This window comes from Microbulbifer mixtoriginis (SeqCode), assembly GCF_052466715.1.
Window position 1 is genome coordinate 1171126 of record NZ_CP174288.1, and the last position, 14769, is coordinate 1185894.

The 14769-nt window shown below is 55.7% G+C and carries 13 protein-coding genes; 11 read left to right on the forward strand and 2 right to left on the reverse strand.

Annotation, left to right across the window (positions count from 1 at the left end):
• Nucleotides 1-181 precede the first annotated feature (181 nt).
• The 4 genes from ACJJH9_RS05255 to ACJJH9_RS05270 all read left to right on the forward strand — a co-directional run bounded on the left by ACJJH9_RS05255 (nt 182) and on the right by ACJJH9_RS05270 (nt 6595).
• Nucleotides 182-1177: an Asd/ArgC dimerization domain-containing protein gene (locus ACJJH9_RS05255; RefSeq protein WP_444924543.1), complete on the forward strand. Its 996-nt coding sequence runs from the start codon at nt 182-184 to the stop codon at nt 1175-1177.
• A 197-nt stretch (nt 1178-1374) separates the two neighbouring features.
• Nucleotides 1375-4788, forward strand: a complete 3414-nt coding sequence (locus tag ACJJH9_RS05260; protein WP_444924544.1) for a motility hub landmark protein FimV — start codon at nt 1375-1377, stop codon at nt 4786-4788.
• A 163-nt stretch (nt 4789-4951) separates the two neighbouring features.
• Nucleotides 4952-5845 (forward strand): tRNA pseudouridine(38-40) synthase TruA, encoded by an 894-nt coding sequence (gene truA / locus ACJJH9_RS05265; protein WP_444888439.1) that lies wholly within the window; start codon nt 4952-4954, stop codon nt 5843-5845.
• Between the two features lie 138 nt (nt 5846-5983).
• On the forward strand, nt 5984-6595 hold the full coding sequence (locus ACJJH9_RS05270) for a phosphoribosylanthranilate isomerase (RefSeq protein ID WP_444888440.1): 612 nt from the start codon (nt 5984-5986) through the stop codon (nt 6593-6595).
• Nucleotides 6596-6613: 18 nt separating this feature from the next.
• Here the strand turns inward: ACJJH9_RS05270 and ACJJH9_RS05275 are convergent, their stop codons facing one another.
• Nucleotides 6614-6817: a hypothetical protein gene (locus ACJJH9_RS05275; RefSeq protein ID WP_444924545.1), complete on the reverse strand. Its 204-nt coding sequence runs from the start codon at nt 6815-6817 to the stop codon at nt 6614-6616.
• Nucleotides 6818-6850: 33 nt separating this feature from the next.
• Entirely contained in the window at nt 6851-7078 is a 228-nt protein-coding gene (locus ACJJH9_RS05280) for a hypothetical protein (protein ID WP_444924546.1), read from the reverse strand.
• Nucleotides 7079-7182: 104 nt separating this feature from the next.
• Here ACJJH9_RS05280 and trpB point away from each other — a divergent pair, with 104 nt between their 5' ends.
• From trpB to purF, 7 genes are all read left to right on the forward strand, one after another.
• Nucleotides 7183-8406: a tryptophan synthase subunit beta gene (gene trpB, locus ACJJH9_RS05285; RefSeq protein WP_444888441.1), complete on the forward strand. Its 1224-nt coding sequence runs from the start codon at nt 7183-7185 to the stop codon at nt 8404-8406.
• A gap of 92 nt (nt 8407-8498) precedes the next feature.
• Nucleotides 8499-9308 (forward strand): tryptophan synthase subunit alpha, encoded by an 810-nt coding sequence (trpA, locus tag ACJJH9_RS05290; RefSeq protein ID WP_444924547.1) that lies wholly within the window; start codon nt 8499-8501, stop codon nt 9306-9308.
• A gap of 160 nt (nt 9309-9468) precedes the next feature.
• Nucleotides 9469-10323 (forward strand): acetyl-CoA carboxylase, carboxyltransferase subunit beta, encoded by an 855-nt coding sequence (gene accD / locus ACJJH9_RS05295; RefSeq protein WP_252085167.1) that lies wholly within the window; start codon nt 9469-9471, stop codon nt 10321-10323.
• Nucleotides 10324-10406: 83 nt separating this feature from the next.
• A complete protein-coding gene (gene folC / locus ACJJH9_RS05300; RefSeq protein WP_444898710.1) occupies nt 10407-11678 on the forward strand; it encodes a bifunctional tetrahydrofolate synthase/dihydrofolate synthase in 1272 nt (423 codons plus the stop codon).
• A complete protein-coding gene (locus ACJJH9_RS05305) occupies nt 11659-12318 on the forward strand; it encodes an SPOR domain-containing protein (RefSeq protein WP_444924548.1) in 660 nt (219 codons plus the stop codon). The genes folC and ACJJH9_RS05305 overlap by 20 nt, the downstream gene beginning before the upstream one ends.
• Nucleotides 12319-12683: 365 nt before the next feature.
• Nucleotides 12684-13178 (forward strand): CvpA family protein, encoded by a 495-nt coding sequence (locus ACJJH9_RS05310; protein WP_252085170.1) that lies wholly within the window; start codon nt 12684-12686, stop codon nt 13176-13178.
• A 42-nt stretch (nt 13179-13220) separates the two neighbouring features.
• Complete coding sequence (gene purF, locus ACJJH9_RS05315; RefSeq protein ID WP_444885603.1) at nt 13221-14708, forward strand: amidophosphoribosyltransferase; 1488 nt, start codon at nt 13221-13223, stop codon at nt 14706-14708.
• The last annotated feature ends 61 nt before the right edge of the window (nt 14709-14769 follow it).

A 14769-nucleotide genomic window follows, 5' to 3' on the forward strand; every position in this document is an offset into this window, starting at 1 on the left:
TTTGGTATAAGTTATCTGGAGGCGCTTATTGCAGCACTTGTTAATAGAGGACATTTTGCCAAGCTGTGAACCCCATCAAGTAAAAAGCCGCTACTGGTTGTCATAGCGGCTTTTTCGATTTTTCCCCACGGGTATAATCGCCCCCTCATTTTTCCTTTCCAACTCAACGAAGTGAATAGCCATGTCCGAAGCCGCCCGCGAATTGGTCATCGTCGGTGTTGATAACGCCGCCTTTGCCCCTCTGCTTGAAATCCTGGAGGAGCGGGAAATTATTACCGCCGAGCAGCTGTGTTTGCTGGAGAGCGAGGAGCGCGAAGTGGACCCCCAGGTGTTCGCCAATCGCAGTATCTCTGTACAAGCCCTGGAAAAATTCGCTTTTGCTGAGGGGCAGGTGGTGATTTTGCTGGACTCCAGCGATGCCATTAACGCGGCGATGACCAGCGCTGAAAACAGTGGTGCCTGGGTGGTGGATGCGGCCAACAATACCCGCGGCGATGAGAGCGTTGCCCTGATCCATCCGGCATTTAATGCGGCGGAACTGGCTAACGCAGAGCGCCGTCTGGTGGCATTGCCCAGCGCCGGTGCGGCCATGGTAGCCGAAGCGCTATTTCCACTGGCAGAACAACTGCAGGGTGTACAGGTGCAACTCAATCAGCCTGTATCCGCACTGAGTAAAGCCGCTATCGATGCTACAGCGGCGCAGACAGCGCGTATGTTCAGCGGTCAGGAAGCGGAAGTCGACCCCGCCATTGGGCACCGCCTCGCGTTTAATCAGCTCAGTGCCAGTGAAGCCCTGCTCGCCAGTGGCCACACGCTCGGCGAACTGACGTTGATACACGATTTGCGCCGTTTGCTCGGCGATAACGTTGCGGTGGATGCCAGCATTAACACCGTTTCTGTGTTTCACGGGCAGCTGGCCAATTTGGGTATCGTTTTACGCGAAGACGTGGACCTGGAAAAAATACGCGCATTGTTAGCCAATGGTGTGCGCCTTCAGTTGGCAGAGCAACCCTCGGCGGAAAACGCTGTGGGCAGTGATGTGACAATCATCGGTCGCCTGCGCCAAAGCCTTTTGGGCAAGCGTCAGATAAATCTTTGTGCGGTGTCGGATAATCTGCGCAAAGACGTTGCAATGAACTGTGCACAAATTGCTCACTTGTTGCTAAAAAACTACTGATACTTAATACTTAGCCGCCATAGTGAAGGTGTTATCTTAACTTTGGTCCGGCTGCAAATGGCGAAATAATCGCCAAGGTTGGTGGCCGCCTGTACGGCGGTCAAATAGTCGAACGATTACTGTTCAGTAATGGGGATTTTCTGAAGGCGCGCTTTTCAGATGCCCTGGGAAGATTCTAACAATAAAGGGAATCGGATATGCGTGTGCGTAAGTTGGCACTTGCAGTTGGTCTAGTCGGTGCACTGGGAAGCAATGCGGCTCTGGCGCTCGGACTGGGGGAGATCAAACTCAACTCCACCCTTAATCAGCCACTCGATGCGGAAATTGGCCTGTTGCAAATCCGCGGTCTAGACGATGCTGAGATCAAAGTGCGCCTCGCGGGGCCGGATGAATTTGACCGCGCAGGTGTGGAACGCTCTTACCTACTCACTTCACTGCGTTTTGATGTGGATTACTCTGGTGGCAAGCCGGTGGTCCGTATTACCAGCCGCGAGCCAATCCGCGAGCCTTTCCTGAATTTCCTGGTGGAAACCCGCTGGCCCAGTGGCCGCTTATTGCGTGAATACACCCTTTTAATGGACCTGCCGGCGTTTTCACCAAACAGCGCCCAACAGCCGGTGCGCGCCGCTGAGCGCGAGCGCCAGCAGGTACGCCGCGACACCCAGGTGCAGAGGCCCGCGCCGCGCCCGGTACAGCCTGCCCAGCAACCGGTTGCCCAGCCTGAAGTGGAGCAGCCCGCAGAAACACCAGCGGCGCAACAGCCCGAGCCTGTGCGCCGTCAGCCGCAGCGCGCTGCCACAGATAGCAGCGACAGCAGCCAAGTTTACGGTCCGGTTTCCTCTGCCGATACCCTGTGGGAGATCGCCCTGGAAAATCGTGTGAGTCGTGATTTTTCCGTTCAGCAAACTATGTTGGCGATTCAGCGCCTGAACCCGGAAGCTTTTATCAACGGCAATATTAACCTGTTGAAAAAAGGTGCTGTGCTGCGTCTGCCAAACAGTGATGATTTGCGCAGCCTGAGCCTCACCGAGGCAATCTCAGAGGTCGCCCAACAGAATGATTCCTGGCGCCAACGCAGCAGTGTTGAGGAAGTCGCCACGGGTGCGCCGCTGGATGCGCGCCCGGTGGAGGAAGAACGTATTGTCAGCAATGAGGTTGAGGGGCGTGTCAGCCTGACTGCGCCCGGCGACAATGAGTCTGTAATTTCGGGTTCCGGAAGCGGTGCAGAAGACAGCGAGGCGCTGGAAGGCGACCTGACGGTGGCCGAGGAAGAGCTGGATAAATCGCAGCTGGAAAATACCGAGCTGCGGGAGCGTATCGCCGAACTCGATGAGCAGATCGATACCATGGAGGCCTTGGTAGAGGTTTCCAATGAGGAGATGCTTGCGGTGCAAGCCGCAGCCGAATTGTCTGATCCGCTCCTTGATACCAGTGATATTGACAGCGCTGAGCTGGCAGATAATACGCTGGGGAGTGATGAGACGCAGCTGGACGAGTCCCTCGCCGCTGAGGCTCTGGATGACGCAACAGAACAGAATGATACGCAGGTCGCTGAAACTGAACCGCAGTCGCGCAATCGCGTAGTGTCTGTTCAGACCCAGCCCGAGCCCAGCCTGATGGAGAAGCTTGGCGACAATATGCAACTGGTCGGCATCGGTGCCGCGGGTTTGCTAGTGGGCCTGTTTGGCTTCTTTACTTGGCGTCGTCGCCAGGCTGAGCAGGAAGCAGAGCAGCAACTGGAGCAACAGTTGGCCGCAGAGGAATCTCTGCAGGTGATGCCGGAAGAGACCGCTGAAGCTGATGAGACATTGGCTGCCGTAGAGAGCATGGAAGCCGATAACGCTTTTGACCTCGGTGATCTGGGTGATGTGGGCACCGATGACCCCATCTCCGAGGCCGAGATTCACCTGTCCCTTGGGCAGTACGAAGAGGCAGAAAGTAAATTGCTGCTGGGCCTGGAAAAAGATCCCCAGGTGGTAGATGCACGCCTGATGCTGATGGAAGTTTACGCCCACAATCAGGACGTTGAGAAGTTCGACGATCACTACATCCAATTGCTAGCTATCAGCGATGGCCCTGCGGCCGACCGCGCCGCGCGCCTGCGTGAAACTATTGCAGATGCTCCAGACTTTGAAGCCCCGGCGATGGATTTTTCCAGCGAGTCTCTGGAAGCGGCGCAACTGGATGATATCGGTGCTGCACTGGATCAGGATTTCTCCGCAGCAGAACCGGCTCAGTCCTCTATAGACGATTTTAATGGCGACAATTCACTGCTTGACGACCTCACCATGGATCTCTCCCAGGATGGTGAGAAAGCAGATGGCGAATTAGCCTCTGAAGAACTGTCTCTCGATTTGGAGGATAGTTTTACAGAACCTGCGCTGGAGGCGGGTGAATCCCTCGATCTGGACAATGAGTTCAACCTTGATGACCTGGATCTCGATGGTGCTTTTGACAGCGAGCAGGATGGTTCCCAGCTGGCGTCCAACAATAATGAAGAACTAAACCTCGACGACCTCGATCTTGGTGAGTTGGATCTCGGCGATCTGAATACAGGTGAAACTTCGGAATTGGCATTGCAAGACTCGCCAGTAGAGGAAGTTGCCGCCGAGAATGCGTCAGACTTGGCGCCAATTGATTTCGATACCTCAGAATTGGATCTTGATTCCCTGGCGCTGGATAGCGCTGAGAGCCATGAGGTGGGTGCCGACGAGCTGGTAGCGGAGCCTGAAGAGGCTGCAGTGGCGGCTGACAAGGCGAAGTCCGGTGGTTCCATTGGTGGTCTGGACTTCGAGTTGGATCTCTCCATGATGGAAGAGGCCGCGCAAGAGCCGCAAGCCGATGAGGCCCTGGCAATTGAGGAGAGCCTTGAGACCCAGGAGCTGGACTCTCTGGAGGCTGATCTCGATATTACGTCCAGCGCGGGTAGCGAAGATGAGCTCTCACTGGAGACTTTCTCCGAGAGTGACCTGGATATGATTGGTTCAGAGCTCGATGGGGAACTGGACCTCGATAGTATTAATCTCGATGATATTGCCGGGGACCTTGCCTCTACTGAATCTCTGCAGAGTGAAGATGGCGCCGCTGTAGCGGATACTACTGTGCCCAATAGCCTGCCCCAGGAAGAGGATCTCGATTTTGATATGGCCTCTCTGGAAGCGACTGGAGAGGAGCTGTCCCTCGATGGGGCTTCAGTAGAAGAAGAGTTTTCTCTCGAGGAGGAGCTGGCCCTGATTGATGAGTCCACCGATGGGGATCTGTCTACCGGTCTGGACCTCGAAAGTGATTTGGGGTTGGAGGCTACGGCAGACCAAGCGCAGGGACTCTCTGAGCAAGAGTCCCAGCAGCAAGCGGGTGAGGCTGTTGCCACTCAGCAGCAGGAGACCGAGTCTGAATTTGCCGGCTTGGATTTCAACTTGGAAAATGATCTCAACTCCGAACTGAGCCTACTCGAAGGCGGCGATGAGATGGGTACCAAGCTGGAGCTGGCCCAGGCCTATATGGATATGGGTGACAAAGAGGGCGCCAAGGATATTCTCAAAGAAGTGGCCCAAGATGGCGGCGGCGAGCATAAGAGTCGCGCAGAGGAGTTGTTGGAGCGCATGGTTTAAGCGCTTCTCAACTCCGCCTGAAAAAACCTCGCACTGGTTGCGAGGTTTTTTTATGTTGTCGGAGAATTCCCGGTTTCCCCCAGTTTATATCCAGATTGTTGGATTTTGCTTTTTTACGCTCTCCTCGACTTTGAGGTGGCATCAATAGAGTAATTTTGCCGTTATGACGCAGGCAATTGAACGCGAATATATTTACAAGGCCAATGGCGAAGTTCCCCCTGGCGAGCAACTGCCCGAGGGGTTGCGTCGTATTGCGCTGGGAGTTGAGTACTGCGGTGCGCGGTTACACGGTTTTCAAAAGCAGAAGTCAGCGGCGGAAACTGTGCAGGCCCACCTGGAGCGTGCCCTGTCAAATATTGCGGCAGAGCCGGTCACCCTGGTCTGTGCTGGGCGCACTGATGCCGGTGTGCATGCCACCAATCAGGTGATTCATTTCGATACCCGTGCCCAGCGCCCGGAGCGCGCCTGGGTTCAAGGGGTGAATACCAAGTTACCGGATTCTGTGCGTGTGCGCTGGGTTCGTGAGATGCCGGCGCAATTTCATGCGCGTTTTTCCGCCCATGCGCGGACTTATCGCTATTTGATTCACAGTGCCCCGACCCGCTCGGCGCACAGCTCGTCAGAGGTGACCTGGACCCAGCATCCACTGGATCTGGATGCCATGCGCGAGGGGGCGAAGCACTTGATTGGCCGCCAGGATTTCACCAGTTTCCGCGCTTCCCAGTGTCAGGCCAAAAGCCCTGTGCGGGAAATTACCCGCTTGGATATTGCCCGTGTTGGCCAGCTGATCGTGCTGGAAGTGAGCGCCAATGCGTTCTTGCATCATATGGTGCGCAATATTACCGGTGTGCTGATGGCGGTGGGCCGGGGTGAGCGCAGCTCGAGTTGGGTGGGAGAAGTGCTGGAGAGGCGCGACCGCTCCGCGGGTGGAGTTACCGCGCCGCCATTTGGTTTGTATCTGGTGGATGTGCAATACCCGAAGGAGTTTCAGTTGCCTAGCTGTGATCCGGGTCCTCTGCTGGTGCCTCTGCCGCTCGGCTCACTGGCACAGCCTTAACAGCTAGCTTTTGCTTCCGATGCAGCCGTGAGGCTGCTACGCCACTTGAATAGCACGCGTTTCGCCCCCGGTGTCAATCTGCTAGTATCCAGCGTTCCCTCATTTTTGTTGGCCGCTCGGCTGGCTCCAGGTTAAGCGATGCAAGTGAAAATTTGCGGCATCACCCGTGTAGAAGATGCCCTGATGGCGATTGATGCCGGTGCGGATGCACTGGGATTGGTTTTCTACAAGGCGAGTCCCCGCTATATCGATCCGCAGGTTGCGGCAGTGATTGCCGAGGCGGTTCCTCCCTTTGTTACCCTGACCGGCCTGTTTGTGGATGCTGCCCAGAGTGAAGTGGACCAGACTTTGGGGTTGGTTCCTCTTAATTTATTACAATTTCACGGTGAGGAAGCTGCCCGTTACTGCGAACAGTTTCGCCGGCCCTATATCAAGGCCCTGCGTATGAAGGAGGGCTTGGATGTTGTCGCAGCAATGCAGGAGCACCCCAAAGCGCGCGGGTTTTTACTGGATGCCTATCGCCCTGGTGTTCCCGGTGGTACCGGTGAGACTTTTGACTGGGATAGGGTTCCTCAGGAAAGCGGCCGGTCCATAGTGCTTGCCGGTGGACTGACAGCGGATAATGTTGTTGCTGCAATATCGGCAGCGCGGCCTCTGGGAGTGGATGTCAGCGGCGGCGTAGAGCAGGCGCCGGGTATCAAGGATCGGCAAAAAGTGAGTGCTTTTATTCGTGCAGCTAAGAACAACTAGCTGGCTAGACAGAATATTTTAGCGCCACAAGAATGTGTCGCTGCCGGCAGTGCCGGCGCGAGCCAGTAAATACCAGCAGATCCACGCATCTGCGCCAGTATTTTCTGACGATGCTTGAATAGCTCTGGAAGGGCTATCTCTACATAAGATAAAAGCGGCATAGGGAAGTGCCGCCGCCGGCAATGCCGGCGCGAGCCAGTAAATACCAGTAGATCCACGCATCTGCGCCAGTATTTCTGGCGGTGTTTGAATAGTTCAGGAGGAGCTATCGCTACATAGGATGAAAGCGGCACAGGGAAGTGCCGCCGCCGGCAGTGCCGGCGCGAGCCAGTAAATACCAGCAGATCCACGCATCTGCGCCAGTATTTTCTGGCGATGCTTGAATAGTTCAGGAGGAACTATCGCTACATAGGATGAAAGCGGCACAGGGAAGTGCCGCCGCCGGCAGTGCCGGCGCGAGCCAGTAAATACCAGCAGATCCACGTATCTGCGCCAGTATTTTCTGGCGATGCTTGAATAGTTCAGGAGGAACTATTCAAGCATTAATAAATAGGCAAATAGTTTAAAAACCACGTGACCCACGGAGTATGAGTGTGAGTAAGCCAGGTGCTATCGATTTTTCCACCTTCCCGGATGCGAGCGGACATTTTGGTCCCTACGGCGGTCGCTTTGTATCGGAGACGCTGATCAGCGCACTGGATGAGCTTCAGGCAATGTATAGTCGCCTGAAAGATGATCCGGATTTCGTCGCTGCCTTTGATCACGATCTGGCGCACTACGTAGGCAGGCCATCGCCGCTGTATCTTGCTGAGCGACTGACTGAGCAGGCGGGCGGTGCGCGAATCTGGCTTAAGCGCGAAGATCTCAATCACACCGGTGCACACAAAGTAAATAACACCGTGGGCCAGGCGTTGTTGGCAAAGCACAGTGGTAAGAGTCGTGTTATTGCCGAAACCGGCGCAGGCCAGCACGGTGTGGCCACCGCTACCGTAGCCGCGCGTTTGGGGTTGCAGTGCACCGTTTATATGGGCGCTGAAGACGTCAAACGCCAGTCCCCCAATGTCTACCGCATGAAGTTGTTGGGTGCCGAAGTCGTACCGGTGGAGTCCGGTTCCAAGACCCTCAAAGACGCCATGAATGAGGCCATGCGTGACTGGGTAACGAATGTCGATAATACTTTTTACATTATTGGTACAGTGGCTGGCCCTCACCCCTATCCGCAATTGGTGCGGGATTTCAATTCTATTATCGGTCGCGAAGCGCGCCGTCAGAGTCTGGAGCGCTTTGGTCAGTTGCCCGACGCCCTGGTGGCGTGTGTAGGTGGTGGTTCCAATGCTATTGGTCTGTTCCACCCCTTCCTCAATGATTCAGAGGTGAAGATGTTTGGCGTTGAAGCTGGTGGTGAAGGCCTGGCCTCTGGTAGGCACGCGGCGCCACTCAACGATGGTATTCCCGGTGTTCTGCACGGCAACCGTACCTACCTGATGGAAGATGAGGACGGCCAGATTATCGAAACCCACTCCGTTTCAGCGGGCCTCGATTACCCCGGTGTTGGCCCCGAGCACGCCTGGCTCAAAGATATCGGCCGTGTGGAGTATGTTACCGCCGATGATAAAGAAGCGCTCGATGCCTTCCGTCGCCTAACCCGCACCGAGGGTATTCTGCCGGCGTTGGAGTCTAGCCACGCGGTTGCTTATGCGATGAAGCTCGCAGCTGAAATGGCGCCTGAGCAAAATATCGTGGTGAACCTCTCCGGCCGGGGGGACAAAGATATTTTCACCGTTGCCGCTATTGATGGCATTGAGGTTTAGCGGCGTTCTGCCCACCTGCCCGGGTGGGCATATCGAAATAATCGTGACCAAGTGAGCTGGCACTAGGCCAGAAGTAGCTCAGGGAATACACAGTGACAGAACAAAATAGAATTGATCGCCGCTTTGCGAGACTGCGAGGTGAAGGCCGCAAGGCCCTGGTAACTTATATCGTCGCCGGCGATGGCGGCTTGGAAAATACCGTACCCTTGATGCATCAGTTGGTGGCCAATGGGGCGGATATTATTGAACTGGGGGTGCCTTTCTCCGATCCCATGGCCGAAGGGCCGGTAATCCAGAAAGGGCATGAGCGCGCCCTGGCCAACGGCGCCTCTTTGCGTAAGTGCCTGGCGCTGGTGAAAGAGTTTCGCCAGGTGGATGCGGAGACCCCGGTTATCCTGATGGGGTATGCCAATCCGATCTTGCGAATGGGTGAGCGGGAGTTCGCCGATGCGGCGCTAGAGGCCGGAGTTGATGGCGCCCTTACGGTGGACCTGCCGGCGGAGGAGGCGGGGCCGCTCAACAAGCTCTTGGCGGAGCGCAACCTGCGCAATATCTTCCTGCTGACGCCCACCACCACCGAAGAGCGTATTCGCGAGATTACCGGCCTGGCCAGCGGTTTTGTGTATTACGTCTCCCTGAAAGGGGTCACCGGTGCTGGCCATTTGGACCTGGATTCTGTGCGCGATAACCTCGAACATATTCGCCGTTTCACCGATCTGCCCTTGTGTGTGGGTTTCGGTATCAAAGATGGCAACTCGGCGCGCTCAGTCAGTGCCCATGGCGACGGGGCGGTAGTGGGCAGTGTACTGGTGTCCGCGGTGGATGAAGCTGCGGACCTAGTCGCAGCCAAGGCGAGGCTGGGGGAAATCGTCAGCGAGATGCGCCAGGCACTGGACCGCTAGGCTTTCACCCAAGTTTAAGCGAAAAACTGGCCAGATCACCAAAAATAGCGGCTGATCTGGCTCAGTTTGATGTTCAGCTTAGTGTTTTAATTCGTAGCCTGAAACTCACCGGTCGGTAAAATGCACCGGCCTACAGAAAGCATCCGGATTTGGAAACGAGATGAGCTGGTTAGAAAAAATTGTTCCCGCGGTAATTCGCACCGAGCGACGTGCCGGCAGCAGCAAGGTCCCAGAGGGGGTATGGAAGAAGTGCGTCAAGTGTGACGCCATGCTTTACCGCCCGGAGCTGGAGCGCAACCTGGATGTGTGCCCCAAGTGCGACCACCATTTGCGCATCGGCGCCCGCCGTCGCCTGGATATATTCCTCGATGAAGATGGACGCGAAGAGCTGGCTACCGATGTGTTGCCAGTGGACCGCCTGAAGTTTAAAGACGTCAAAAAGTACAAAGACCGTCTTTTGCAAGCACAAAAATCCACTGGCGAAAAAGATGCACTGATCGCCATGCAAGGCACCCTGAATGGAGAGCCCTTGGTAGCGGTGGCCTTCGAATTTGCCTTCCACGGCGGCTCCATGGGCTATGTGGTGGGTGAACGCTTTACCCGCGCGGCCCAGCGCGCTTTGGAACAGCGTATTCCGCTGGTGTGCTTTTCTGCCACCGGTGGGGCGCGTATGCAGGAGGCCCTGATCTCTTTGATGCAGATGGCCAAGACCTCGGCGGTGTTGGAAAAAATGAAGATGGCGGGAGTACCCTATATCTCCATTATGACCGACCCTGTGTACGGCGGCGTTTCAGCCTCTTTGGCCCTGCTGGGCGATATCAATGCGGCCGAGCCAGGTGCGCGTGCCGGATTTGCCGGCCCCAATATTATCGAGCAGACCATCCGCCAGAAGTTGCCCAAGGGCTTCCAGCGTAGTGAATTCCTACTGGAGCATGGCGCCATCGATATGATTATTCCACGCAAGGATATGCGTACCACCGTCTCGCGCTTATTGGGTAAACTGAGCGGTAATTAATTATTTCCCAATTCCCCGGAGGTCCTTAAGAGCAGTCGGTAAGAACGTCTGGCTGCTGCCTCCCACCAGCGATCTATCCAATTATGTCCTCACTACAAGATTGGCTCACCCGCCTGGAGCGGCTGCACCCCTCTGAAATCGAACTCGGTCTTGAGCGTGTCTCTTCGGTTGCAGCTGCACTGGGGGTGCAAAAACCCGCCCCTACGGTGATTACCGTGGCTGGAACCAATGGCAAGGGCTCCTGCGTAGCGACAATGGAGGCACTCTTGTGCCGTGCCGGCTACTCCGTCGGCGCTTACAGTTCTCCACACTTATTGCGTTTCAATGAGCGAATACGCATCAATGGCGAGGAGGTATCGGATCAGCAGTTGGTGGAGTCCTTTGTCGCAGTGGAGGCTGCTCGCGGGGAAACCAGTCTTACCTATTTTGAGTTCACGACCCTGGCTGCCCTGTGGTTATACCAGCGCATGAAGGTGCAATATGCTTTGCTGGAAGTCGGTCTCGGTGGTCGGTTGGATGCGGTCAACTTGGTGGATGCCGACTTGGCGATTATTACCAGCGTGGCAGTAGATCACGAGGATTGGCTTGGTAGCGATCGGGAAGTCATCGGCCGCGAGAAAGCGGGCATTCTGCGTCCCGGGGCTCCTTTTGTCTGTGCAGATAGCTCACCACCCCAATCTGTGCTGTCTGCGTCAGAAAAGCAGGCCAGTTCCAGTTATTTTATCGGGCAGGATTTTAATATCTCTTCAAGTGGTGAGAGTGAGATTTATCACTTTGGCGATTTGGTTCTGTCAATACCGGATATCACTCTGCCGCGACCCAGTATTGCTGCTGGGCTTACCGCGCTGACACTTCTGGATGCTTTACCCCAGGAGGGAGTAGAGGCTGCCTTGGCTCAAATAGCCCTGCCTGGGCGCTGCCAGCAAGTCTACTGGCGTGAGCGAAATCTGCTGTTGGATGTGGGGCATAATCCGGCGGCGGCTGAACACTTGGCTGCTTGGTTGAAGGCCAATCCGGTGGAGGGGAAGACCCACGCCTTGGTTGCGGCGATGGAAGATAAAGATCTCGTCGGTCTATTTGCTCCTCTGCGTAAGTTGGTAGATCGTTGGCACCCGGCCTTGCTGCCGGAAAATGGTCGTGCCGCAGAGGGTGAGGCACTCTGCACTGGCCTCCTGGAAGCTGGGGTAGATGAGACGAATGTGGATCGGCGCTGTCCAACAGTGGCTGAAGGGTTGAGGCAACTGCTGCCAACCCTCAATCCACAGGATAGGTTGCTTGTATATGGATCCTTCTTTACTGTGGCGGAAGTTCTGCAGCAGATGCGAGACGAGGGTAATGGAGAATTGCGAGGATAAGGCCTCCCGCAGAGGGCGGCTGAACGACGGCTTTAAACAGCGTATCGTCGGTGCGCTGGTGCTGATTGCGCTCGCCGTGATTTTCCTGCCAAGTCTGCTGGACCGGGAGTCAAAGGGGCATATCAGCGAGGTAAGCCAGATCCCGGCTGAGCCGGATATCAGCCCTATTGAGATTGCTCAGCCGGAGCCTGTTGCCGGTGTGGCGCCAGCACCGAAGGCTGGGGAAATTTTTCAGCCGGAAGTACCCGAGAAGTTCTCTAACCCCGCAGAGGGTGCGGCAAAATTTGCTGTCTCCGATACACAGCCGGAGAAGGGAAAAGATACAAATGATTCCACTTCATCAGTGGAAGTTGATACTGCCAAGCAGGCGGCATCGCCATTGGTTGATGATCAGGGGCAGCCGATGGCCTGGGTGGTTCAGGTGGCCTCCTACAAAGATGATTCCCGTGCACAGCAGCTGCGCATGCGCTTGATGGATGAGGGGTATCGCGCGTACACCCGCGCTGTGGAAACCGATAAGGGGCGCTTTGTGCGGGTCTTTGTAGGGCCGAAAGTGAATAAAACCGACGCACAGACTATTAAGCGGGAGCTGGACGCACTACTGCAGGCGCAAACCCTGGTGCTTCGCTTCAAAGCTTGAGGTTTCTGTGGCTTGCGGCGGGCTGGCACTTCGGTAAAGAGGGTGTGCCGGTCTGGTCACCAAAGTAGCGGCAACCGATCCAGCTTGTGCCAGTATTTCGCGGATGGCTGGGATATTGGCCGGGCTTCTTTCACTTCTTGCTCTGGTTGTTTGCCCCGTGGCTGTCCTCACGCAGAGGCACGTCTAAAGGGCAATTCATCTGCGCTTTTTTTGGCATAAATCCACTGCCGTAAGGTGATTAATCTACGGAGTTTTGCAGTTTGGAAAGGAAATTCCAATCGATTCGTCTACGGCTTCACGCGCTTAGCCCCTTAAGTTAGAATGCGCGCTCTTCGCGGCAGCAGCCGCCACGCAGGTAGGGTTGAATGAATTGGGCTGACTGGACCATTCTGGCTATTGTGGGTATCTCCACACTTATCGGCCTTAGTCGAGGTTTCGTGCGCGAAACCCTGTCACTGCTCACCTGGATCGCCGCTTTTGTGGTCGCGATGATGTTTCGCGAACAGCTGGCGCCACTGCTTTCAAACCTTGTCGACACCCCATCCCTCCAGGCGATTGCCGCCTTCGCCATTCTGTTCTTCGGAACGCTCCTGGCTGGGGCGCTTTTGAATATGATGCTCTCCGCTTTTGTTGAGGCCACTGGCTTATCGGGTACCGACAGGGTACTGGGCATGGTGTTTGGTCTGGCGCGTGGGGCCATTGTGGTGATGGCACTGCTGATTCTGGCCCCGGCACTGGTGCCGGTGGAGCAGGATAGTTGGTGGAGTGAGTCGGTGTTAATCCCCCATTTCCTCGAATTTGAGGGCAGTGCGCGGGAGCTGGCCAAGTCTGTGAAGGACTATTTCGTAGAGTTATTTTAATCGGGCGCTAGCGCCGCTTTTTCGATCAATAGGGTCAAATATATGTGTGGTATCGTCGGTATCGTCGGTAAGAGTGATGTCAATCTGCAGCTCTATGATGGGCTCACTCTGTTGCAGCACAGGGGGCAGGATGCTGCGGGCATCGTGACCTGTGACGATGATCGCCTGAACCAGCAAAAAGCCAACGGTCTGGTGCGCGATGTGTTCCGCGCGCGGCATATGGAGCGCCTGAAAGGTAACTTTGGTATCGGCCATGTGCGCTACCCAACTGCGGGCAGTTCCGGTCCCGCCCTGGCGCAGCCTTTCTATGTGAACTCTCCCTATGGCATTGCCATGGCACACAATGGCAATCTCACCAATGTGCGGGATGTGGTTGAAGAGATCTTCCAGCAGGATCTGCGCCACATTAATACGGATTCCGACTCCGAAGTACTGCTCAATGTATTCGCCCATGAGCTGCATAAGTTACATAAGCTGCAGCCTAAGGCTGAAGATATCTTTACCGCCATGCGTGGTGTGCACAAGCGTGTGCGCGGCGCCTATGCCTGTGTGGCCCTGATTGTGGGTTACGGTATCGTCGCCTTCCGCGATCCCAACGGTATTCGCCCACTGGTTTACGGCAAGCGTGAGACCGAGAAAGGCACCGAGTATATGGTGGCCTCTGAGTCTGTTGCCCTGGATGTACTGGGTTACACCCTGGTGCGTGATGTGGCCCCTGGTGAAGCGCTGTATATCGAGCTGGACGGTACTGTGCACTCTGAGCAGTGCGCGGAAAACCCGACCCTGACCCCCTGCATTTTTGAACATGTGTACTTCGCCCGCCCGGATTCCATTATGGATGGCGTTTCCGTACACAAGGCGCGTTTGCGTCAGGGTGAGCACCTGGCAGATAAGATTCTGCGCCTGCGCCCCGACCACGATATCGACGTAGTGATCCCCATTCCCGATTCCGCCCGCACCGCCGGCCAGACTGTGGCACACCGGCTGGGGGTGAAATTCCGTGAGGGGATGGTGAAGAACCGCTATATCGGTCGTACCTTTATCATGCCTGGGCAGAAACAGCGTAAGAAATCAGTGCGCCAAAAGCTGAATGCCATTGAGTTGGAATTCCGCGGTAAGAATGTGCTGTTAGTGGATGACTCCATTGTGCGCGGTACCACTTGTAAGCAGATCATTCAGATGGCTCGCGATGCGGGTGCTGCGAAAGTCTATTTCGCCAGCGCGGCACCAGCGGTGAAGTACCCCAACGTGTACGGTATTGATATGCCGTCTGCCAGTGAGCTGGTGGCGCACGACCGCACGACTGAAGAGATCTGTGAAGAAATCGGTGCAGACTGGTTGATTTACCAAGACTTGGAAGACTTGGTCGTAAGTTCCAGCGGAGGTAAGCAGAAAATCGATCAGTTCGACTGCTCCGTTTTCGACGGTAACTATATTACCGGCGATGTGGACGAAGATTACCTCGATAGCCTTCACGCGGCGCGCAACGACGAGGCCAAGCACAAGAAGGCCGACACCAGCACTCTGTAAGTTATCTCCGGCGGCGCTCTGTTCACGGCAGAAGAGGGCGCCATGCACGACTGTTTCGGTT